This is a genomic window from Nocardia sp. NPDC050378 (assembly GCF_040655675.1).
Lineage (GTDB): Bacteria > Actinomycetota > Actinomycetes > Mycobacteriales > Mycobacteriaceae > Nocardia > Nocardia coubleae.
Map to the genome: position 1 here is coordinate 468,191 of NZ_JBFAKI010000001.1, position 22,903 is coordinate 491,093.

General features: G+C 69.2%; 17 protein-coding genes. 9 read left to right on the forward strand and 8 right to left on the reverse strand.

The window, feature by feature from the left end:
• Positions 1 to 46 precede the first annotated feature (46 nt).
• A complete protein-coding gene (locus AB0I35_RS02160) occupies positions 47 to 2,038 on the reverse strand; it encodes a hypothetical protein (RefSeq protein WP_357393549.1) in 1,992 nt (663 codons plus the stop codon).
• A gap of 241 nt (positions 2,039 to 2,279) precedes the next feature.
• On the opposite strand from AB0I35_RS02160, the gene AB0I35_RS02165 reads away from it, so the two are divergent.
• The gene (locus AB0I35_RS02165; protein WP_357393551.1) at positions 2,280 to 3,617 is read left to right on the forward strand and encodes a polysaccharide biosynthesis protein; all 1,338 of its coding nucleotides are present in this window, start codon (positions 2,280 to 2,282) and stop codon (positions 3,615 to 3,617) included.
• A gap of 25 nt (positions 3,618 to 3,642) precedes the next feature.
• Here the strand turns inward: AB0I35_RS02165 and AB0I35_RS02170 are convergent, their stop codons facing one another.
• Positions 3,643 to 4,833: a DUF3068 domain-containing protein gene (locus AB0I35_RS02170; protein WP_357393553.1), complete on the reverse strand. Its 1,191-nt coding sequence runs from the start codon at positions 4,831 to 4,833 to the stop codon at positions 3,643 to 3,645.
• 109 nt (positions 4,834 to 4,942) lie between these two features.
• Between AB0I35_RS02170 and AB0I35_RS02175 the strand changes: the two genes are divergently transcribed.
• The gene (locus AB0I35_RS02175) at positions 4,943 to 6,106 is read left to right on the forward strand and encodes an acyltransferase (protein ID WP_357393555.1); all 1,164 of its coding nucleotides are present in this window, start codon (positions 4,943 to 4,945) and stop codon (positions 6,104 to 6,106) included.
• A gap of 68 nt (positions 6,107 to 6,174) precedes the next feature.
• Here the strand turns inward: AB0I35_RS02175 and AB0I35_RS02180 are convergent, their stop codons facing one another.
• From AB0I35_RS02180 to AB0I35_RS02195, 4 genes are all read right to left on the reverse strand, one after another.
• Complete coding sequence (locus AB0I35_RS02180; RefSeq protein ID WP_357394149.1) at positions 6,175 to 10,770, reverse strand: alpha-(1->3)-arabinofuranosyltransferase; 4,596 nt, start codon at positions 10,768 to 10,770, stop codon at positions 6,175 to 6,177.
• Between the two features lie 34 nt (positions 10,771 to 10,804).
• The gene (locus AB0I35_RS02185) at positions 10,805 to 10,975 is read right to left on the reverse strand and encodes a DUF2613 domain-containing protein (protein WP_022566695.1); all 171 of its coding nucleotides are present in this window, start codon (positions 10,973 to 10,975) and stop codon (positions 10,805 to 10,807) included.
• 67 nt (positions 10,976 to 11,042) lie between these two features.
• On the reverse strand, positions 11,043 to 12,134 hold the full coding sequence (locus AB0I35_RS02190; RefSeq protein WP_357393557.1) for an isochorismate synthase: 1,092 nt from the start codon (positions 12,132 to 12,134) through the stop codon (positions 11,043 to 11,045).
• A 57-nt stretch (positions 12,135 to 12,191) separates the two neighbouring features.
• Entirely contained in the window at positions 12,192 to 12,659 is a 468-nt protein-coding gene (locus AB0I35_RS02195; RefSeq protein WP_067497170.1) for a universal stress protein, read from the reverse strand.
• A 105-nt stretch (positions 12,660 to 12,764) separates the two neighbouring features.
• Here AB0I35_RS02195 and AB0I35_RS02200 point away from each other — a divergent pair, with 105 nt between their 5' ends.
• The 3 genes from AB0I35_RS02200 to AB0I35_RS02210 all read left to right on the forward strand — a co-directional run bounded on the left by AB0I35_RS02200 (position 12,765) and on the right by AB0I35_RS02210 (position 16,035).
• The gene (locus AB0I35_RS02200) at positions 12,765 to 13,934 is read left to right on the forward strand and encodes a glycoside hydrolase family 3 N-terminal domain-containing protein (protein ID WP_357393559.1); all 1,170 of its coding nucleotides are present in this window, start codon (positions 12,765 to 12,767) and stop codon (positions 13,932 to 13,934) included.
• Between the two features lie 85 nt (positions 13,935 to 14,019).
• Positions 14,020 to 14,616, forward strand: coding sequence for a TetR/AcrR family transcriptional regulator (locus AB0I35_RS02205; RefSeq protein ID WP_067497168.1), 597 nt, complete (start codon positions 14,020 to 14,022; stop codon positions 14,614 to 14,616).
• Between the two features lie 66 nt (positions 14,617 to 14,682).
• Positions 14,683 to 16,035, forward strand: coding sequence for a DUF5685 family protein (locus tag AB0I35_RS02210; protein WP_357393561.1), 1,353 nt, complete (start codon positions 14,683 to 14,685; stop codon positions 16,033 to 16,035).
• A gap of 7 nt (positions 16,036 to 16,042) precedes the next feature.
• On the opposite strand, the gene AB0I35_RS02215 is transcribed toward AB0I35_RS02210, so the two are convergent.
• Positions 16,043 to 17,890, reverse strand: coding sequence for a VanW family protein (locus tag AB0I35_RS02215; protein ID WP_357393564.1), 1,848 nt, complete (start codon positions 17,888 to 17,890; stop codon positions 16,043 to 16,045).
• A gap of 306 nt (positions 17,891 to 18,196) precedes the next feature.
• On the opposite strand from AB0I35_RS02215, the gene gnd reads away from it, so the two are divergent.
• The 4 genes from gnd to AB0I35_RS02235 all read left to right on the forward strand — a co-directional run bounded on the left by gnd (position 18,197) and on the right by AB0I35_RS02235 (position 21,488).
• Positions 18,197 to 19,222, forward strand: coding sequence for a phosphogluconate dehydrogenase (NAD(+)-dependent, decarboxylating) (gene gnd / locus AB0I35_RS02220; RefSeq protein WP_067497162.1), 1,026 nt, complete (start codon positions 18,197 to 18,199; stop codon positions 19,220 to 19,222).
• A 239-nt stretch (positions 19,223 to 19,461) separates the two neighbouring features.
• Positions 19,462 to 20,163: a hypothetical protein gene (locus tag AB0I35_RS02225; protein WP_225281528.1), complete on the forward strand. Its 702-nt coding sequence runs from the start codon at positions 19,462 to 19,464 to the stop codon at positions 20,161 to 20,163.
• Positions 20,164 to 20,186: 23 nt separating this feature from the next.
• On the forward strand, positions 20,187 to 21,146 hold the full coding sequence (locus AB0I35_RS02230; RefSeq protein WP_357393566.1) for an alpha/beta hydrolase family protein: 960 nt from the start codon (positions 20,187 to 20,189) through the stop codon (positions 21,144 to 21,146).
• Positions 21,147 to 21,257: 111 nt separating this feature from the next.
• Positions 21,258 to 21,488 (forward strand): hypothetical protein, encoded by a 231-nt coding sequence (locus tag AB0I35_RS02235; RefSeq protein ID WP_357393568.1) that lies wholly within the window; start codon positions 21,258 to 21,260, stop codon positions 21,486 to 21,488.
• Between the two features lie 58 nt (positions 21,489 to 21,546).
• Here AB0I35_RS02235 and AB0I35_RS02240 read toward each other — a convergent pair whose 3' ends face one another.
• Positions 21,547 to 22,878, reverse strand: a complete 1,332-nt coding sequence (locus tag AB0I35_RS02240) for an acetyl-CoA C-acetyltransferase (RefSeq protein WP_067978445.1) — start codon at positions 22,876 to 22,878, stop codon at positions 21,547 to 21,549.
• Between the last annotated feature and the right edge of the window lie 25 nt (positions 22,879 to 22,903).

A 22,903-nucleotide genomic window follows, 5' to 3' on the forward strand; every position in this document is an offset into this window, starting at 1 on the left:
GCGGCGTGTTCCGGGACGCGCGGGCGGCTGGCCGGGTGACACTCCGTCAGTTGGGTTTTCGGCGGAGGGCGGCGGTCAGGAGGGCTCCGAGTAGGAGGGTGGCCCAGAGGAGGTGGGCGGTGGCGGAGATTCGGCGTTGGGTGGGGGTTGCGGTGTCGGTGGGGGTTGGGTTGGGGATTCGGTAGAGGGCTAGGTCGGGGTCTTCGTAGGTGAGTTGGGTTGTGGTCAGGGTGGATCGGGAGGCGCCGAGGGGGCCGGGGGTGGTGCGTTCTATGAGGATCCAGCCGACGCCGAGGGCGGCTAGGTCGGTGGCGGGGGCACCTTCGAGCAATGCCGTTTCAACTGTGCGGGCGCGGTTTCCTTCGCCTGCTACGGCGTAGCCACGGACGCGGAGTTCGCCTGTTTGGAGGACGTCGTTGGGCAGGATGCGGGGGGCCGGGTCGAGGACGGGAGCTGTTCCGCTGTAGGGGAATCGGCGGAACATGCCTGCGGGGAGGACGGCTACGTCGCCCGGTGCGTCGATATGTTCGACGACCTTTTCCCAGCCGGCGGGGTAGTGGACGGGGCGCATCTCGCCGCCGACGCCCCAGGTCAGATCAGGGAGAGGGAGAATCAGCAGTCCGATGAAAAATGTTGCGACAGCGGCTTTTCCGGTTCGTGCACCGTCTTGGATCGTCGGCGCGAACCTGCGGGCGAAGGTGAGCACGGTGGTGCAGGCGGCCGCCGCACACAACACATACGCCGGCATCGCGAGCGCCACGTATTTCTGGCTGTCACGCAACAACCCCGCACCGGGCACGTGCGCGACCAACCATTCGCCGACCGCGATCCCCCCGCTGGTCGCCCCGAGCGCGGGCACGACCACGGCCACCACCGCGATGACCAGCAGCGCCCGGTGCCCCCGCGCCCACACCGCCCGCACTCCGAGCGCGACTATCCCGAGCAACAACATCGTGGCGACGAACGCCACCGGCGTTGTCCGACTGGCCGGAACCGCCTCCGCGTTCCAGATCCCCCCGAGCCCGGCCAGGCTCCCCAACGTCCCCAACCACGGCTCCGCCCGCGCCGCGAAGGCCGAAACCCCCTCGGGATCCGACGGTTCGGCACCGGCCCCCAACGCGGTCGCCGTCAACCACGGCGCGCAGGTCAGCACCCACAGCAGGCCGGCGGGCACCAGATTCCGCCGCCCGACCAGCGCCAACCCGATGATCGCCGCCAACAACGACCCGGTCGGCGTGAGCCCGGCAGCCGCGAACGCCGCGACCAACGCAGCCCATTGGCCTACATCGACTCGAAGCCGACGAGCGCGAGCGCCGGAAGCGACCTCGATCTGCCGGCTCGCTCGTTCCGGGCCGGCCCCCGGGCTGTCTTGGTCGTCGCCGACCTCGGTGTGTGCGAGGTCGGCTCCGCTGTTCGAGCCGCCGATGTCGTGCTCGCGTTCTACGCCGGTGACGTCACTACCGATCTCGGTTGCGACACCGCCTGCACCTTCCCCGGCGATCTCATGACCGCTGCCGACATCGTGCCCATTCGAGTCCGCCCAGGCGCGGCTGTCTCGGCCTCGTCGGGACGCGGTCACCGACCCCGACTCGCGAAGTCGCACCGCCGCCAACGCCGTCCAAGGCAACGCCGCGTACCCGGCGAGCAGACTCCAGTGCCCCTGGAGCAACCGCTCGGCGACGAACGGATTCCACAGTGCGAGGGTCGCCGCCACGAGTTGGGGCCCGGTGGTCGCGCCGACGAAACGGCGGGCGAGGACGGCGGCACCGTAACCGGCCGACCACAGGGAAACGATCAGGATGGCTTTGACGAGGATGCCGCCGTCGACGACGGGGGAGAGGGCGGCGAGCAGCGCGTCCTGGGGCACCGCGCGTGGCGCCGCCGCGCCGAGCCCGAGCGCGGAGTCCGTCAGATAAGAGCGCGGGGTACTCACCGCGTCGCGCAGCAGCAGGTACCCGGAGCCTGCCAGCGGGCCGACGATCACCGCCGTGAGGAGCGCGCAGTACGCGGCAACCCAGAGCCTCGCGCTACCTGTCACATCAGAGCACCCTAGATGCTGCGGGGAGCGCAGCGGGGCCCACCCTGATCTGGACCGACCACCCGAAGGGCCTCGCCTCGAACGCGCCGGCGCTCCGGAAGCGAAGCTCGAGGTGAGTCCGCTCGGACTCACATTTCGGGGTACCGCTCACCGCATGGGCGATGAGGTGCGACGATGGGGCGTGTCTTCGGTCCGCCGCCCCCCTGTTGTTGCCGATCTGACGTGGGTCACGGCCGGCGCGATGACCGCCAATGTCGCCGGTTACCTGCTGCAGATGTTGGCCGGTCGCTGGCTCGGTGTGACCGGCTTCAGCGAGTTCGCGAGTCTGCTCGCGGTCCAGTTGTTGTGCGCGGTGCCCGCCTTGGCGATGCAGAACGTGGTGGCGCGCGAAGTGGTGCGCGGCGCCGGTCTGCGCGCGGTGCGGGCGATGCAGTGGCGGTGCGCGGCACTGGTCGCGGCGGTCGCGGTGGTGCTGATCCCGGTCGTCGCGACGGTGCTGCACGTCGGTGTGCCGGCTGCGGCCGCTGCCCTCGGCGCCGCTCCCGCTCTGGTGATCCTGTCCGGTGAACAGGGAATCCTCCAGGGCGCCAACCAGTTCCGTGCGCTGGCCACCGTTCTCGCGCTGGCTGGAACCGCTCGCGTCGCGCCTGCGCTGATCGCCCTCGCCCTCGGCGGCGGATCCGCAGGTGCCCTGCTCGCGGCAGCAGGCGGGCTCGTCGTCGCCGCGATCGTCGCGGGCCGCATCGTCGGTTCGGCGACCACAGGCGAACCAGCGACCGCTTCGCCGCGCGATTCCGCATCACCTCGTCGGGCCGCGTCGACGGCCACACCGATGCGAGATTCGACAGATCCAGCGAGTCGCGCCGAGTCGATCGCCGAGCCATGGCGCGCCACCACTCCGAGCCGAGCCGACTCGCGCACCCGAAAGTCCGGTGCACACTCGCTCGCGGCGCGCCTGTTCGGCAGCGCACATCCGGATGCGATCGGCGTCCTGCCGGTATTGCGCGCGGTTCAGGTGCAGGCCGCGCTGATGGCCCTGTCCTCGGCCGACCTGATCGTCGTGCGCATCGTCCTCGACGACGCCGACGCCAGCCGCTACTCCCTCGGCACCATCGCCACCAAGATCGCCTTCTGGCTCCCGCAGGCCGTTGGCGTGGTGCTGTACCCGCGCATGGCCCAGCCGACGCATTCGGCCCGCGCCATCCGCGACGCCCTGTCGGTGCTGTCGCTGATCGGCATCGTGGCGGTCGTCGGCGCCGCCCTGGCCGCTCCGCTCGCGCCCCTGTTCGCGGGTCAGGACTACTCGCCCATCCAAGGCATGCTGTGGATTTTCGCGCTGCACGGCGCCATGCTCGCGGTCCTGCAGGGTGCGCTGCTGTCGGCGATCGCGGTGGAACGCACCGGCCTGGCGATGGTCACCTGGGTGGGATTGGCCGTGGAGGTCGCGCTGATGCTCGCCTTCGCCGACAGCATCGGTTCGCTCATCGGCATCGCTGTCTGCGTCGCCGCCGTCACCACGACGATCGTCGCCTTGGTCGTGTTGCGCACCGCGCGAAACGACGACGGCCCCGGTCGGTGACCAGGGCCGTCGTGAACCGTCGCGCTCAGGGGCGTTTGTTCGTGTCGATCTGTTCGGTCGGCGAATCGTAGTCACCGCGCGGGAACTGGGTGGTCGGCGCTTCGTCGCCGTCCCAGCGGGTGGCGCCGGTGTCGGCGGCGGTGGGCGCGGGCGTGGGCCGGGTGCCACGCGGCGACGCGTGGGCCGGAGCGCTACCACCGCGCAGACCGAGGAACAGGCCTGCCAGCAGCGCGATCACGCCGAGGATGCCGAGCACGATCGGCACGATGCGCCCGAACAGCGACAGCTTGTCGGTGTTCTCCTCGGCGATGGCCAGCTGCGACTCCACGGTCGACTCGTCGAAGACGATGTGCGACTTGAGCGCGGTCACCTCGGGCTTGTCGGCCGTGCGCGCGTAGAACAGGTGGATCGATTCACCACCCTTGACGACGGTGCCGGTCTGCGGCTCGACCCACAGGTCACGCACGTTGGTGTAGTAGCGGGTCATGGTGACCGGCGCGTCGGCGGGCACATCGGTGACGCCCCACTTGGCGGCGGGCAGGGTGAGCCGGTTGGTCGGCGACTTCACCACGTCCCAGGTGCTGGTGACCGGCGCGATCATCTGGAACCGGTACACCTTGGTGCTGTTGATCTCGGTCTCTTCGATGAAGTTGGCGTCGAAGGACTTTCGCACGTTGATGTCGAAGTACGGGTACGTCTTCTTCTCGGTACCGATCGGGAAGCGGTAGCCGATGCCGGTGTGCTGCACCGGTTCCATCACGCTGCCGTCCTTGTTGACGGTGACCGCGATGGAGCCGTTGGGCTCCTCGTCGACCGGCATGCCGGTGGTGCGCGAGATGGTGACGCGGTCGATGGCCGCGGTGAGCAGGCCCGTGTCACCCTGCACATCGGTGCGGCGCAGCGTCTGACCCGCCTGCAGCGTCATCTTGTCGGCGTCGGAGGGCTCCTCGACGGTGACGAAACGTTGCGAGATCAGCGGCACGTTCTTGTCGACAACGGCCGGACCGTCACCGGAGGTCAGCGACTTGGAGTCGAGGACGAGACTGTCCTCGCCCGGCTGGTTCTCCGCGATGGTGGTGATCTCGAGGTCGAGCGGAGTCTTGGCCACCTTGCTCACGGTGTAGGTGGGGATCATGAGCGCGGCAACAAGCAATGCCGCGCCCAGACCCACGAGCACGCAGGCGACCGTCCTTCTGGTACCGGCACTCAGTGCCATGCAAACTCTCCTCGTCGTTCGAACACGGATTGAGCCGACACTAACAGCCCATGACGACGGAAGGCGGCGCTGTGCCCGCTAAATCGCCGACACGGCAGACTGGACCCCGATGACGAGCCCGCACGCCCCCGTTCCGCCGCCGCGCGCCTTCATCCCCGCCCTGGAAGGAATGCGTGGGATGGCGGCGCTCGGCGTGCTCGTCACCCACGTGGCTTTCCAGACCGCGGCATCCGGAACACCGGTGCTCGGGCCGATTCTGGAGCGCTTCGACATGGCGGTCGCGGTGTTCTTCGCGCTGTCGGGTTTCCTGCTGTGGCGTCCGCACGCGGCGGCCGCGCACGGGGTGGGTGCGGCGCCGTCGACCGCGCGGTACCTGCTGCACCGTTTCGCCAGGATCATGCCCGCCTATTGGGCCGTCGTGGTGTTCGTGCTCGTGTTGCTGCCCGGCGCCGCGCAGACGGCGAACCTGCGGGTATGGGTGTCGAATCTGTTCCTGCTGCAGGTGTTCGTCCCCTTGACACTCACCGACGGCCTCACCCAGATGTGGAGCCTGTCGGTGGAGGTGGCCTTCTACCTGGTGCTTCCGGTGTTGGCGTTGGCGTTCGTCCGGCTGCGTGGTCCGTCGGCGCGGTGGCGGGTCCCGGCGCTGTGCGCGCTGGCCGCGGTGAGCCTGACGTGGAACCTGTGGCCGGTGCCGACACCCGACGCCATCCACGCCGACAACTGGCTGCCCGCCTACATCCCGTGGTTCGCGGCGGGCATGCTGCTCGCCGAGCTGATCTACCGCCTGCGCACCGATGCCCGCTGGCCGAAGCTGCTGGCGAATCAGCCGCTGATGTGGGGCTTCGCGCTGATCGCGTTCCTGATCTCGGCGACGGAGTTCGGCGGACCGGCCGGTCTGGAACGTGCCGAGCCGTGGCAGTACGCGGTGAAAATGCTGCTCGGTGCGATCATCGGCTTCGGCCTGCTGGCGCCGCTGGTGCTGCGCCCGGCCGACGCGCCACCGCATCGCTGGCTGGAATCGCGCACGGCGGCGGTGCTCGGCCGGTGGTCCTACGGGGTGTTCCTGTGGCACCTGGTCGTACTGTCCATGGTGTTCCCGGTGTTCAGCCTGTTGCCGTTCAGCGGCAGCTTCCTGTACGTCCTCGTGCTCACCACCGCGCTCACATTGCCGCTGGCCGCCGCGAGCTACGCGCTGATCGAGGAACCCGCGCGCCGGCTGGCCCGGCGCTGGGACAAGCGAAGGGCTGTGCAGGAAGCCGCCCGCGTCTGAGCCCGGTGAGGCGGCATTGTCGGGCGACATCCCGTCCGCTCGCCTCGATGGAGTCGGCCGGACACAGGTCAGTGCCGGCGTGGAAGTGCGGCGACTCCCACCGCGACAACAGCGATGACCGCGGGTGCCTGCGCCCAGATCGAGCCACCCATGTAGGCGGTCCCCGACCGCCACGTGCCGGTCGACAACGCCGCCACCGAGACCAACGTCCCGACACCGGCGACCCAGGGCAGTACCCGGCTGGTGACAGCAGGCCGGAAGTGACTGCACACAACCGCGACAACTGTGCACACCACCCCGAACGGACCGGAAACCACCGCCACCGCACCGGTGAGGCCGAGCGTTGCCAGTGGACGGTTACCCCACGTGGTCGGTGCGGGGCCGAGGTCGGGAAGGGGTCGTCTACGCGGAATGGCAAGCAGTGCGAGCGGAATCAGCAGCAGCAGACCACCGAAGATCGCCAGCCGGTACCAGCGGTCGTCCGGGAACGAGACGGTGATCTCCCCGGTGGCCTCCGCCGGAACCAGCCACCCCTGCTGCCACCCGTCGACGACAACGGGCTTCAGTAGCTGCCCGTCGGCGGTGTGCGCTTCCCAACCGACGTTGGTGCTCAACGGCAAGACGAGCAATCGTGTCGTCGCCGGATCGGCTGGCGGCGCGGCGGGGCTGTCGCTGGTTACATCGCGGGCGGGGGGTGAATCAGGACCACGGGTCGAGCCGTCGGCATCGGTCGGGCTCGCGGGCACATCAGCACTGTGCTCGCCGGTAGGGTCGGTGGGTTCGTCTGCGGTGCCGCCGACCGGTCCAGTGGGCTCCTCGCCTTTGCTGTTCTCGTCGGCAGGGCTCGATTCGGAAGGTTCACCGGCCCTGCCCAGGATCGGGGTAGCCGGAAGATCGGTGCGCGGCAGCCGAATTCGGTCGACCGTGAACAGTTCGGTCGGCACGACGGTGAGGTCGGGCTTGCCGGGCAGCAACTCGATATCGGCCGCGTCCAGTTCGCAAGGGCGGGCGGAAACCGGTGCACCCGAACGGAGTTCGTCGGCGGTCGCGGTGACGGTCGTGTGTACGGCGCGCCCGCCGATGGCGATCACGGGTCCGGCCTCGCAGCCGATGGTGACGAGCCGGTCACCGGGGGCGCGGGCCGGGTAGTCGGGGCCGAGTACTTCCACTTCGGCGAGACCGGCGGGCTGGGTGAGCACGAAGCCGAGCGCGGTGCGGTCGAGCACCTCGTTCCACTGCTGAATGCTCACCTCGACCCGATCGGTGACGGTGGGGTGCAGCGAGATCCGTGCGGGTTCGCCGTGTTCGCGTTCGGGCAGTTCGCGCATCTGCGGGCCGTTGCCGAGGTTCACCAGGACGGAGGTGGCGGTGGCGGGCAGACCGCCGAGGGCCGTGGTGATGTCGAGCCCGGTCACCAGTGCGGGTTCCGGAAGTTCCAGTACCAGCGTGGGTTTGGCCCCGGCGAGTCCACGGACGGTGGCCTCCGGTGCGGTCCAGGTGGTTCGGGGGTCGCCGTCGGTGGCGGCGAAGGCGGCGCCGCGCAGGTCGGCCACATCCGCCTTGCCGCGCGCGATCGGTCTGTCCGGGTCGGTGAGCAGCGCTTCCAGCGCGGGCCCGGGCCGGGTGCGTACCGTCAGGTCGGTGCTCACCCGCATCGGTTCGGGCACCGAAAGGGTCCGCCCGAAGACGCCGGGTTCCTCGGCGGGCAGACCGAGTCCCTTGCTGCAGTGCACGCGCAGCGGCCCGTCGAAACACGCACTGCGACCGGGGAATTCCTGACCGAGGTCCCAGCCGGTCACCGTGGTGCCCGCCGGAACCTCGGGAAGCACGACGCGATGCCGGATATCGACGCGGACCGGTGCTTCACGTACCGAATAGTCGTCGAGGGTGAGTTCACTGATCCCGAATTGCCCACCACGGGTACCGGTTTCGGTGCGGGCGGCGGTGATCATCACCCAGTCGGTCCGGCCCGCGGGCAGCGCCACGGTGGCCGGCGCACCGGGTTCGGTGATCCGGGCCGACACGGTGCCGCGCGGCGTGCGCACCTCCACCCACTTCACCGGGTCGCCGAGCGCGGCGGCGGTGGTCGTGAACTGCAGGGAACCGCTGGTGATCGGCTTGTCCAGATCCAGCCTGAGCCACTGGCCGAGTGCGGATTCCGCGCCGTTGCTGATCCATGCGGTGCTCGGGTCGCCGTCAACGGCGGCGGCGGTGGAGCTGCCGGGTGCCGCGCCGCCGATCTGGGTGGCATCGGCTGCCGAACTCGAGCTGGTCACCTTGGCACCGGACCACTGGCCACGGACGAGTTCGGTTCCGTCGACCGGATAGTCGGGGACGAGATTGTGGGTGCGCCGGGCGTCGTCCGTGGCGCGAACGGCGGAGTTGTGGTTGTCCACCCGCCCGAAGTCCGCTTCCCGGTCCATCGGTGTGTCGGTCAGCAGCACCGGCTCGGTGGGCAGTCCGGCCCGCGCCGCGTCGGCTTCGAGAAGTACTGGGGCGCTCGCGCCGTCACGCCGGACACGCTCGAGCACCTCCGGCCCGCCGCGTACGACGGGAACCGAATCGAGACCCACCGTGTAGGCGCCGTGGATGGAATCGGGTGCGCCGGTGCCGCTGCGTACCTGCGTCGGCGTGCCCGGCGTCGCGGGATCCACCCGGTAGATCTCGATGGCCGGGTACGACGGCAGCAGGTCGTTGTCGACGACCAGCCCGGCGTCGTCGGCGCGCGGTCCGATGGGCGCGCCGAATTCGGCGACCTTGGTCAGTCCCGGTGAACCCTCGACGGCTTGGTGCGCCAGCATCGGCCGGGTGGAACGGGAGGTCTCCGGGTCGAGATCATTGCGCAACACCACGACTCCGATGCCCTGACTCACCAGGGTGGCGGCCAGCCCGGTCGACGGTCGTCCGTCGGCGATGAGCCGCTGCACCGAATCCATGGCCCGGATGGTGCCCGGCGGATTCAGCGGCACCGAATCGCGCACGGCCCATGGGGTACTCGCCAGCGCCTGGAGTGGTTCGTCGCGGGTGAGTCCCCAGATCTGGCTGCCGAAGGGCGCGCCAGGGACCACCAACGCGCGGGTGTCGGCGGCATTGTCGGCCAGCCATCGCGCGGTGTCGGTCCAGTAGGCGGGCACCCGGTCGTAGGCGCCGCGCGGGGCGAGTCGGCCGGTCCACGCCAGCGAGGTCGCGAGGGTGAGCGCGGCGAGAACCAGGGCCGCCACGGCCACGACCCGATCGCGCTCCGGATGAGCGAAAGCATTGCGCCACACCGGCATCGGCGCCGACGCGGGCAGCGGCACCCGGCCGAGCAGGTGCGCGAGCCCGACCACCAGCGGCAACCGGATCAGCGGCTCCAGCTTGTGCACATTGCGCAGCGGCGCACCACCGGAGTCGAGGAAGATCCGCACCGATTCCGCGAACGGCCCACCGAGCGTGCCGACATACCCGGCGCAGATCCCCGCCAATCCCACACACAGGATCAGCACGAAGCGCCCGCGATACGGCATCGACGACCGCGCGAGCCCTGCCATTCCCGCCGCCGCGAGCAGCCCGGTGGCGAGCACCGCGGCGGGCTGGGTCACCAGCACGGCCCCCGCGATCCGCTCGGGCGACACGAACGGCGTCCAGCTGTCGGTACCGCGCAATACCTCGCTCAGCGCCGCCCACTGCGTGGTCACCCCCGACGACTCGATGTAGTCGAGGAACGGCGGACTCACCTTCCCGAGCAGCAGCAGCGGCACCACCCACCAGAACGTGGCGAGCACGAGCAACGGAATCCACGCCCGCGTGAACCGCCACCACCGCCGATTCGGCCGGTAGGAGGCCCACCACAGCGCGGCGGGCAGGAACGCGGCCACCGTCGCGACAGCATTCACCGACCCCATCAACGCGAGCGCGAGCGCACTACCAGCGGGCGAGAGCATTCCGCCGCGTGTGGGTCCAGGCGCGACCGACTCGCCGGTGCTCGCGCCGCGACCGGCCCGCACCACTCGGCCACGCAGGCGACCGACTTCGCCGGGCTCGGTGTTCCCGACCGCGCTCCCCGCAGTGCCGGCGGTGGCAGGCTTGGCCACGCTGTCGTCCGGCGCGTTGTCGCTTGGACTGTCGGACCGCTCGCTGTCGGGCCGCGGACTTTCCGGCGCCGCGTCGACCCTCGTGGACTTACCGCGCAGTGCGACGCCGAGCGCGGCGGGCGCGAGCAGTACCCACGGCGCCAGCATCATCGGCAGCGTCTCCGAGGAGATCGAGCCGAGCGTGGTGAGCACCCGCGGCGACAACGCGAACGCGACACCCGCGATCACCCGCGACCCGCGCGCCCCGATGCCGAGGGTTTCGCAGAGCTTGACGATGCCCCAGAATCCGGCGAGCAGCAGCAACGCCCACCAGACGCGCTGGGTCACCCAGGCGGGTACATGCAGAAGGTGTCCCGCGGAGAAGAACGCGCCGTGCGGGAAGAAGTAGCCGTAGGCCTGGTTCTGCACCTGACCCATGGGCGCCTGGCTGCTCCACAGGTGCGCGGCGCGCGCGAGGAAACCGAGGGGGTTCTGGGCGAGGTCGTATTTGGTGTCGGCGACGGTGAGGCCGGGCGCCTGCGCGAAGGTCAGGACGAAGGCGGCTACGACCGAGCCGACGAACCAGCGCCAGCCCAGTGGCGCCTTGTTCAGGTGCCCCGAGGGGCGCGACGCACGGGCCTGCGCGTCAGCGGCTGCCGTATTCAGGAGCGTTGAGCAGCGAGGAGTCCTTGTCACCGCTGCGGTCGATCGAGGGAGCCGTGTTCTGCTGCACCGCTGCCGTGATGGCGAAGACGGCGATCGCGCTCAGCAGGGCGCCGCCGACCGCGCTGGCAACAGCCGGAACAGCAAACTTCATCGCGCACTCCAATACGTCGACGTCGGGGCCTGTCTGGTGGCCAACCTAGCAGGTGTGCGCCGGTAGGTCAGCGTTCGGGCAGTTCGCAACGCAGGGCGGCGAGCAGAGTGCGGAATTTGGCGGTGGTCTCGGCCAGTTCCTCGGCCGGATCGGAGTCGGCGACGATCCCGCCGCCCGCGCTCGCCCGCAGCACGCGCCGGTCGGCCGACAGTTCCCCGCCCCGGATGGCGACCACCCATTCACCGTCGCCGTGGCTGTCGCACCAGCCCACCGCCCCGCCGTAGAAACCGCGCCGTTCGTCGGCGGTGACGGCGTCGAGCGCCGCGGCGAAAGGGGTGCCGTTCACGGCGGGCGTCGGATGCAGCAGCAGTGCCAGGTCGAGCGCGGTGGTCGACGGGTCACGCAACACCCCGCTGATGGGGGTGGCGAGGTGCCAGACCTGTTCGGTGCTCAGCAGTTCGGGCCGCTCAGGGATGCGCAGTTCCGCGCACACGGGTCCGAGTTGCTGCCGGATCCACTCGATGACGAATCCGTGCTCGTCGTTGTTCTTGCTGCTGGACAACAACTTACGGGCCTGCGCCGCGTCGGCTGCGGCATCGGGCAGGCGCGGCAACGTGCCCGCGAGCGGATGCAGGCTCACGCGGTCACCGTGGCGCGTGACCAGTACCTCGGGCGTCGCGCCGAGCAATGTCTGCGATGCCCGGCCCGCCACCGACAGGTCGACCGCGTACACATTGGCCGTCGGATGCCTGGTGAGCAGGTACCCCGCGAGCACTTCGGGATCCAGCGGCGCATCGGCTTCGACGACAACGCTGCGCGCGGCGACCACCTTGCGCAACTCGTCGGCCGGATCGGCCAGCTGTTCCACCAGCTTGCGAACGCGCGCCACATGCTCTGCCGCACTGGGCGTTTCAGTCACAACGCGCATCTGCGGCAACGGCGGGAGCGCGGCCGGACGCCACGGCCCGGCCATGTGCAGAGCGGTCTCGGGCTGCCACAGCGCGGCGGGTTCGCGGGGATCGAACGGCAACGCACCGACCACCAACTCGGGCGCCGCGTCGCGCAGCGCCGCGACCGCCGCCGTCGGATCGGCGAAACTCGCGCGCACCCCCTCGGCGCGCAGCACCGCGTCCGGCCGGGCCAGCAGAAATCGGTTCATAGTGCTTCGACCATAACGCCGGGAACCCACCGCCGAACCGCGAGAGCGACGCAACTCTCAGTGCTCGGGCGGCACCAGGAACACCGGCCGGTGCCCGTGCTTGAGCACCGCCTCGGCCACACTGCTGTGCAGCAGCGCACGCAGCCCGGTATTACCCCGTGTACCTGCGACGATGATGTCCACATCGAGCTCGTCGGCACAGTCGACGATGGCGTTCCAGATGGTTGTCGTGCACTCGACGGTTCGGGCCTCGGCATCGATACCGGCCTGCTTGGCCAGCTGCACACCTTCGGCATTGATCTTGCGGGCATCGGTGTAGGCGATGTCCTCGATCTCCTCGTCGGGCACCCATTCCGGTTGCATCACCCCGGCGAGCCCGGAGATGCGGGCGGCTTGGCGGACCATCGGTTCCCAGGCGGTGAGCAGAATGGCGCGTTCGGCGGAGAGGAACCGGCCCGCGTACTGCACAGCGCGCTTGGCATGTTCGGAACCGTCGTAGGCGATGAGCATCCGATCGCACGGCATGACGACCTCCTGCGCAGGGTCTTTCCCCCAGGTTACCCGGCTATTTGCCGCTTGAACCCAACCTGACGACGCCACCGGTTCCGGTCCGGGTCTACCGTGGAGTGCATGCGGAAATCGCCTGTGGTCGTGTTCGCAGTTGTCGCCGCCGTCGCCACCGCGTGTTCGGGAGGGTCGTCGACCGAGACGACCACCGCCGCGAGCAGCAGCGGAACGGCACCGTCGTCGGAGAGCGGCTCGCCTGCCGCCACCACCGGAGCCCAAAAATCCTGCGGGGCCGACTATCTCGACACCTTCTCGCAGCGTGAGAAGCTCGCCCAGCTGCTCACCGTCGGCATCACCGGCGCCGACGACGCCACGAATGTGGTGACCACCGAGCAGGTCGGCGGCATCTTCGTCGGTAGCTGGACCGATCCGGGCCTGCTCGATCGCGCCCAGCTCGACGCGGTGAAGGCCCTCGCCAAGGCGCCCCTGATGGTGACCATCGACGAGGAGGGCGGGCGGGTCTCGCGCGCGTCGGCCGTGATCGGTGAGGCACCCTCGGCTCGGGTGGTCGCCCAGACCCAGACGCCCGAACAGCACTACCAGAACACGCTCACCCGCTCGAAGGCGTTGAAGGACCTGGGCATCACGGTCGATTTCGCACCAGACACCGATGTGAGCGCCCAGCCCGACAACAGCGTCATCGGCGACCGCTCCTACAGCGATGACCCGCAGGTGGTCACCGAATACGCCGACGCCTACATCCGCGCCTCCAACGAGGTCGGCCTCGGTTCGGTCATCAAGCATTTCCCCGGGCACGGCTCCGGTTCCGGCGATTCGCACACGGGCGCGGTGCGCACGCCCCCGTTCGACGAGCTGAAGACCAAGGACCTGGTCCCGTTCCGGAATCTGGTGAACTCCGGCGCCGCCGTGATGGTCGGCCACCTCGACGTGCCCGGCCTCACCGAACCCGACACTCCGGCCAGCATCAGCCCGGCCGTGATGTCGCTGCTGCGTGAAGGCACCGGCTACGGCGCGGCGCCGTTCAACGGCCCGATCTTCACCGACGATCTGGGTGGCATGGCCGCCATCACCGACCGCATGACGATCGCCGAAGCCGTCGAGGCCGCGCTCGTCGCCGGGGCCGACAACGCGCTCTGGATCACCACCGATGCGGTGCCGCAGGTACTCGACCGCTTGGAGCTGTCGGTGTCGAGTGGCAAACTGCCCGCTGATCGAGTCGATGCGTCGGTGCTGCGGATGGCCCGCTACAAGGGTGTCGCACTGGGCTGCTGAGCGGCGTGGCGACTGTGCGGCAAATGGGCACGGGTGAAACTTACCTTCAAGTAAGATGGAGTCTCACCCTGCGGTAGGAGAGTGGATGGCAGGCGGGACGAAGCGGCTTCCCCGGGCGGTTCGCGAGCAGCAGATGCTCGATGCCGCCGTCGAGGTATTCGCACGCAAAGGCTTCCACGACACATCGATGGACGCGATCGCCGCCGAGGCGAAGATCTCCAAACCCATGCTCTACCTGTATTACGGCTCCAAGGACGAGCTTTTCCGCGCGTGCATCCAGCGCGAGGGACTTCGCCTGATCGAGGCCGTCGCGCCCGCGGGCAATCCCAAACTCAAGCCGCACGAACAGGTGCGAACGGCGCTCGAGGGCTTCCTCGATTTCGTCGACCGCAACCGGCAGTCCTGGCAGGTTCTCTACCGGCAGGCAATCGGTCAGCAAGCATTCGCCGCCGAGATCGAGAACGCCCGCGAGCGCGTCATCGAACTCACCGCGAAACTGCTGGAATCCAGTGCCAGGCACGCCGAGCCCGGTACCAATTTCGAGGTGGTCGCCGCCGCCGTGATCGGGGCGGGTGAGGCCATCGCCGACCGCGTCGCCGGTGGCCGCATCGAGGTGGCCGAGGCGGTCGACCTGCTCGACGATCTGGCCTGGCGCGGTCTGGCGGGCCGCAAACCCGAGTAGCGGTTGCTCCGACCGCCGCGACCTGCGATCGTGCTTGTCTGGTAGTTCAAGACCGACGGGGTGGCAGTGTTCGGAGTGTTGAAGCCGTGTGCGCACGGTGCGGCGAAGTACGGCATCGATCCGGACCAGTGGCAGGCACATATGTGCGGGCTGTGCCTCGGTCTGCGCGACCGCCACGGCCAGCTGGCCCGCGCGGCGACCAATACCGACGCGATCGTGCTCAGCGTCCTCACCGAGGCTCAGTCGGGCGCGGGCTCCCGGGCGAACGCCGCGCCCTGCCCGTTGCGCGGTATGCGCCGGGCCTCGGTGGTCGCGGCCGACGCGCCGGGTGTCCAGCTGGCAGCGACAGCGTCACTTCTCCTGGGAGCGGCCAAGATTCGCGACCATATCGACGACGGCGATGCGGGCACCTTCGCCCGGACGCCGATGCGCAAGGTCTCCAGTTCATGGGCCGCCCGCGCCCAGCGTCAAGCCGACAGCATCGGCCTCGACGTGTCACCGCTGCTGGCGGCCATCGCCTCGCAGCCAGACCTGGAAGCGCGCGCCACGGGTCGCGCTGTCGACGTACGGTCGGCTGGTGCGCGAGGTAGGCGCGAACTCGGCGCGAAGTCGGCCGCCGCGCGGGGTACAGGCCTGCGCCGAGCCGACGCGGAGCCGGCCGGTCGGGCGCCATCGGCAGGCGGGCAGCCTGCGGCGGCACCGGGTGCACGGGCAGGCGGGCGGCAGCTGGACGTCGAAATCACCCTCGACGAGCTCACCGGCCCCACTCAGCTGTGCGCGGCGACCTTGTTCGGCCACACCGCAACCCTGGCGGGGCGACCGGAAAACGTTGCGGCGCTTCAGGAGATCGGTCGCCACGTCGGCCGCATCGCCCACCTCGCCGACGCCATCGAAGACCTCGAACGCGACCGTGCGCGCGGCCGCTTCAACCCCCTCGACGCCACCGGCACCGACATGCCGCGCGCCTACGAACTGGTCCGCGAAAGCGAGGCGAGCATCCGCCGTGCGGCCGCCGAGGCACACCTCGACCAGGTGCCGACGGTGCGCTGGGCCCTGCTCGACCCGCTGGCGGCATTACTGCGCAACCTCGGCCGTGGACTCGGGCTGATCACCGGGCACGCCTGTCGTGCCTCGGCGAATCACGACCCCTACCGATTCCCTTCCGCACCGGACCAGAAGCCGTCCGCGTCCGGACCCGGCCGCGACTTCGGTCCGCTCCGGGCGATCGGCCAGATCTGCGGCGTCTACTGCACCGGTGCGGCGTGCTGCGTCGACCACAACAGTCCTTGCGACGGCAGGCGCAAGAAGGCCTGGCGCAAGAAGTGCAAGGACTGCTGCGACGCGTGCGAGTGCTGCGGCAACTGTGGCGAGTGCGGCAAATGCTGCGGCGACGGTTGCTGCTGCGACTGCAACTGCTAGGAAAACCTCACTCGCACTTCACGATCGGGATGGGGTCGTACTTCACGGTCCGTGTGTGCCGCGAGATCTGCTGCCCCGTCTTGCGATCGGTGATCACTCGGGTATCGGAGATGGTGAATCCGGGCGCGCCTTCGGAGGCGATGCAGTCCTTACCCTTGGGCAGGGTGATCTCGGTCGGTTCCGTCGGCTTGGACTTCTCGCCCGTAATCGACTCCACATCAACAGTTTTCGTCCCCCAGAGCCGCACCGTGATGTCGGACCCGGTGGCGACGGCCTGGATGAACACGCCGTGTTCGGAGTTGTTGCGGAAGGCGAGGTCGATCGCGCCGTCGAACACCGTCGCCTCGCGCGCGGCGGGGTAGCGCGAGATGTAGTAGCTGTGCTCGGTGTGCCCGGCGTCTTCCATGCCCGCGAAGTAGGCGGCGTTGTACAGCGTGGTGGCGAACTGGCTGATGCCACCGCCGACCGCCGTGCTCGGCCTGCCCTTGTCGATGATCCCGGACTCGACATACCCTTCCGCGGCGGTGCGCGGACCGGTGAACCCGTTGAGCGAGAACGTATCTCCCGGCTTCACGACGGCACCGTTCACCTTGGCGGCAACGGTCCGGATGTTCACCCCGGAGGGCCCGCTGAACCCGCCGGTGGTGAATTCGCCGATGGTTTCGTTGATGCCGAGCTTCTCGGCGGCCTCGGTGGTGAGCTTCGGTTCGATGCGCTGGTAGACGGCCTCGAACGCCCGCTCACCCGGTTGGGTGAGCAGCGCGGGCAGCTTCTCCAGCGTCTTCGCCCAGTCGATCTTTTCGCCGACCACGGCCGGTACGACCGTAGGCTTTCCGGCGCCGACGGTGAACGTGGCGTCCTTGGGCTCGATCTCGGTGGTCACCACCTGTGGTCCGAGCAGCCCGATCACGGCATCGTTGTCGATCTGCGGTGCGAGCCCGCCGTTGCCGTCGGGTACGAAACTCAGCACGCTCGCGATCTGCTCGGGCGTCAGGGCCACCCGGGTGTCCTTGGCCGCCAACGTGATCGGCGAGGCGACAGCGGGTGTGGCGATATCGCGCAACGCAGCCTGCACCGCTTCGGTTCGCACCTCGACCGGCGCCGCGACGACGGGCAGGTCGAGCAGGCTCACCTCGGCCCAGCGCTCGGTGATGGTGCTGCGCGCGCCGTCGATGTCGAGCACCCGGCCCGGGACCGGCGGCACCGCGACGGGTGCACCGTTCTCGAAGCGAACGGTGCCTTCCACGGTGGGGTTGTCGTGGGTGCGGAACGTGCTCAGCTGCTGATCGAGCGCCGCATTGTCAACGGTGCTGGACACGGGGACGTCGCGCGTCCCGAACAGTGAGACCAATCGGCCGACCGGGTTCAGCGGCTGACCGCCGACGGCATCCCAGGTGGCGTCCCAGTCGATGCCGAGACCGGCCGCCGAGGGCACCATGCTGGCCTGCACATCGCCGATGCGCACGGGCAGCGGTTGGTCGGCGCGCGGTCCGAGGACGCTGCGCAGCTTGGCATCGGCCTCGCTCTGGTCCATGCCGCCGACCTCCACGCCGGCGACGACGACGCCGCGCGGCACCTCGCCCACGTTCAGCGCTAAGTCGGCCAGGTAGGCGGCGGTGCCGACCGCGAACACGGCACCGACGGCGATCCCGATCCGCTTGACCAGCTGCTGGTCGCCCGGCGGGGTCGGCTGAGGCGCCTGTGGGCGGTGGTCACGGGCGATGGTGCTGATGGGCTGGGTGGGCAGGGCGGTGGTGTCGGCATCGAAAGTGCGATTTGCTTCGAGCAGCTTGCGTAGTCCGACCTCGCCCCGCCCTCGGTCCGCCGGTCGTCCGGCGGTCGACTCGCTGGGCACGGAGGTCCTTCCGTTTCATGGGCCCCGTTGGGTTTACCGGGTGCTCGCCAAGGGTAACGGCCCGGCGCGCACTCGGCAGCCCGGCGAAGTGGGGCAGACAACAGGAAGGCCCCGTGTAGTTGCCGGGTCGGGGGTCTGGCAACTACACGGAGCCGATCTGTTTATCGCGGCCCTCACCGGGGCGTTACAGCCGATTTTCGGTCGATTTCGACCGGGCGCGCGATGCCGCCGGGCAGCTGGGCTCGGTCGCGCGCGACAATCAGGGGTGAGACTCGCCACCAGGGACCGGACAACGAGGGAGAACTGATGCAGTTGGGAATGATCGGCCTCGGCCGGATGGGCGCCAATATCGTGCGCCGCATCGTGCGTGACGGGCACAGCGCCGTCGGGCACGAGCGCCACCAGGGCCACATCGACGAGCTGTCCGCCGAGCTCGGCGACAGCTTCCGGGGCAGCACCGACCTGAAGGAATTCGTCGGGATGCTCGACGCGCCACGGGTGGTGTGGGTGATGATTCCCGCCGGTGCCACCGGCGCCGCGATCGACGAGCTCGCCGATCTGCTCGAGCCGGGCGACACCATCATCGACGGCGGCAACAGCCGCTACCACGAGGACATCAAGCGCTCGAAGGCGCTGGCCCCCAAGGGCATCCACTACCTCGATGTCGGTACCTCGGGCGGCGTCTTCGGTCTGGAACGCGGCTTCTGCCTGATGATCGGCGGCGAGGACGAGCAGGTGCGCAGGCTCGAGCCGCTGTTCAAGTCGATCGCGCCCGGTGTCGATGCCGCACCGCGCACCCCCGGCCGCACCGGTGAGCCCACCCCGTCCGAGCAGGGCTGGCTGCACTGCGGCCCGGCGGGCGCGGGTCATTTCGTGAAGATGGTGCACAACGGCATCGAGTACGGCGCGATGAGCGCCTACGCCGAGGGCCTGAACATCCTCAAGCACGCCGATATGGGCGCCGATCACGGCGGCGAGCACTCCGCCGAGGAAACCCCGCTCGAGCACCCGGAGTACTACCAGTACAAGCTCGACATCCCGGAGATCACCGAGGTGTGGCGGCGTGGCTCGGTGGTGGCCTCCTGGCTGCTCGACCTCACCGCGGGCGCGCTGTTCGCCGACCCCAACCTCGATTCCTTCAGCGGTCGGGTGTCCGATTCCGGCGAGGGTCGCTGGACCATCGACGCCGCCATCGACACCGCCGTCCCGGTTCCGGTGCTGTCGGCCGCGCTGTTCCAGCGCTTCTCCTCGCGCGGGGAGGCCGAATACGCCGACAAGATGCTCTCGGCCATGCGCAAGGCGTTCGGCGGCCACATCGAGCTGCCGAAGTAGACGTCCGCACCCGGCCGCCCGTCATCACGGGCGGCCGGTCCGCGTGGGGCACAAACTTCCGGAGAATACCTGGTCAAGCATGTCTTCAAGAGTAAAACAAGGATGTTCCACAAATAGTGGAACACGTTCCTGTTTTCCAGGACAACTGTCCAGTTCCACCGTTACCTTGTCGCCAGAGGGGGAGCACCACTCGATGAGGATTCGCCCCACCCGTTCAGGGTGCGGCTTTGGAGGAAATCATGTTCCGGACTTCGCGCACCGCCGCGGGAATCGCCACGACCGCGCTGGTCGTCGCCTGCGCGGGCGTAGCCCTCGGCTCCGGCGTCGCCGCCGCCGACACCACCTGCTCGGTTCGTAGTCACGCCGAGAAGCGCGACGCGAGCACCGTCGGCGTCACCCACGTCTACGACAAGATCGCGAGCGCCGAGGAGATCGGCGTGGGCACCACGGTCACCTACAAGGTGGTCGTCGGGACCACCGGCATCGGCAACCCCTACGTCAACACCATCACCGACTTCCCACCCAGCGGCTTCGGTGCCCCCGTCAAGACCACTGTCACCGCCTATCACGCCATCGGCGGCCAGGTCACCGAGGATGTGACGCCCGAACCGAACGCGGGCGGCTGGAAGGTCACCAGCACCGGCTGGTTCGTGAACTCGGGCAACCCCGTGACCCTCACCATCACCTACCCGGTTCCGTCCTCGTTGCAGCCAGGTCAGCAGGTGACCAGCGGTGGTGTCGGCGTCGCGGGCACGGTGGGCGTGAGCAACGAAATGCCCAACCTCACCGCGTGTTTCACCGCGCGCGGCGCCAATGCGGGCGAGACGGTGATCGGCAGTCTCGGCGAGAACGGCCTCGGATCCTCCGAGGGTCAGCTGAGCTCCACCGGTTCGGCGACCGACATCCTCTCCGACGTGCTGCGCAACCTGATCGGCAGCTGATGTTCGCCCGGCTGTGTTCGATCGTGGCAGCGGTCTCGGCGTCGATCGTGCTCACGGTCGGCACGGCCGGGGCCGACGTCTCCCGCCTCGACAGCGTCGAGCGGCCCGGCCAGCGGCAGCAGACGCTGCACGTGTACTCCGCGTCGATGGACCGGGTGATCCCGTTGCGGGTCATCACACCCTTCGACACCAGCGAACCCCGCCCGACCCTGTATCTGCTGAACGGGGCGGGCGGGGGCGAGGACGTGGCGAACTGGTACGACCAGACCGACATCGTCGAGTTCTTCGCCGACAAGAACGTCAACGTGGTCACCCCCGCCGAGGGCGCGTTCTCCTACTACACCGACTGGCAGCGCGACGACCCCGAGCTCGGACGCAACAAGTGGCAGACCTTCCTCACCGAGGAGCTACCGCCGATCATCGACGCCACCCTCGACACCACCGGGGTGAATGCCGTTGCGGGCCTGTCCATGTCGGCCACGTCCGCCTTGAACCTGGCCATCACCGCGCCCGACCGCTACCGCGCCGTCGGTGCCTTCAGCGGCTGCGCCACGGTCGAAGATCCGATGAGCCGCGCGTTCATCGACCTGGTTCTGGCCCGCGCCGGCGCCGATCCGGTGAACATGTGGGGCCCGCCCGACCACCCCGCCTGGCGTGCCAACGACGCCTACCTCAACGCGGATCGACTGCGCGGCAAGGCGATCTACCTGTCCAGCGCCTCCGGGCTCCCCGGGCCCGCCGAAACCCTTCCGCCCGGAGCGACTCCCGGCAAAGCCCTCGGCATGGCCAACCAGATCATGCTCGGCGGTGCCATCGAAGCGGCGGCCAACTTCTGTACTCAGCGGCTGGCTGCTCGCCTTGCCGAGTTGAACATCCCGGCGCACACCGTGTTCCGGCCTGCTGGCGCGCACACCTGGCACTACTGGGAGCAGGATCTGCACGCCTCCTGGCCGGTGCTCGCCGCCGCGATCGGCACGGAATAGCCAGTTACACAATAAGTTTCGCGAGTCAAGCCCCCACAAGTTTCGGAAACGCGCTCGCTGAAACCCCCGATGTGACAGTTAGCTCTGCTCAGTTACCCGAGAGGTTCCCCCATGCACCGTCGAATGATCCGAGTCCTCGTCACCACCGCTGCCGTCGCGGGCATCGCCGCGGGCGCCACCTCCCCGGCCCTCGCAGCACCCGCGCAGCCCGCGGTCATCGCCGAGACCGGTTCCGCGGGCACCGGCTCCGCGCTGGTCGACTTCCCCCTCGGCATCATGAAGATCCTCGTTTGCGGCATCTGGGCATCCTCCGAACCCCACCCCAGCCCGATCTGCCGCTGACCTGAGAACGCGAACGGCGGGTGGCTTCCTCGGAAGCCACCCGCCGTTGTCGTGTGTTTTAGCGCTCGATGATCGCGACGACGCCCTGGCCGCCCGCAGCGCAGATGGAGACCAGCGCGCGACCGGAACCCTTCTCCGCCAGCATCTTCGCGGTGGATGCGACGATCCGGCCGCCGGTCGCGGCGAACGGGTGGCCCGCGGCGAGCGAGGAACCGTTCACATTGAGCTTGCTGCGGTCGATCGAGCCGAGCGCGCCGTCGAGACCCAGGCGCTCCTTGCAGTAGGCGTCGGACTCCCACGCGGCGAGCGTGCACAGCACCACGGAGGCGAAAGCCTCGTGGATCTCGTAGTAGTCGAAGTCCTGCAGTGTCAGGCCGTTGCGGGCAAGCAGACGCGGCACCGCGTAGGTGGGCGCCATCAGCAGGCCGTCGGGGCCGTGGATGTAGTCCACCGAGGCCACCTCGGAGTCCACCAGGTGCGCGAGCACCGGCAGCTTGCGCTCGGCGGCCCACTCGTCGGTCGACAGCAGCACCGCCGACGCGCCGTCGGTGAGCGGGGTGGAGTTGCCCGCGGTCATGGTGGCGTCGCCCAGCTTGGTGCCGAACACCGGCTTCAGCGTGGCCAGCTTCTCGACCGTCGAACCGGGACGCAGGTTGTCGTCGCGGGTCAGGCCGAGGAACGGGGTGATCAGGTCGTCGAAGAAACCACGGTCGTAGGCGGCGGCCATGTTCTTGTGCGAGAGATAGGCCAGCTCGTCCTGTGCCTCGCGGGAGACGCCGAATTCCTTGGCGGTGATGGCGGCGTGCTCACCCATCGACAGCCCGGTGCGCGGCTCGGCGTTGCGCGGGATCTCGATGCCGAGCATCGAGGGCCGCAGCTGCCCGACCAGCTTGAGCCGGTCCTTGTTGGTCTTGGCGCGGTTGGCGTTGAGCATCCACTCGCGCATGTCCTCGCTCACGCCGATCGGCGCGTCGGAGGTGGTGTCGGTACCGCCGCCGATGCCCGCGTCGATGCGGCCCATCGCGATCGCGTCGCCGACGGTCGCCACGGCCTGCAGGCCGGTGCCACAGGCGAGCTGCAGGTCGTGTGCGGGGGTGTAGGGCGAGAGCTTGGAACCGAGCACGCTCTCACGGATCAGGCTGTGCTCGCCGACGCGCTTGAGCACGGCGCCGCCGACGACCATGCCGAGGCGTTCGCCCTGCAGGCCGAAGCGGCTGACCAGCCCGTCGAGGGTGGCGGTGAACATGTCCTGGTTGGACGCGTGCGCGTAGGCCTTGTCGGAGCGCGCGAACGGGATTCGGTTACCGCCAACGATCGCGACCGGGCGCTGCGTCTTCGCGGTTTTGGCGGTACTTGCCTTGGCCGCCGTCGAGCGGGCTTTGCTTGTCACTCGAGTTCTCCATGGTCTCGTCGGG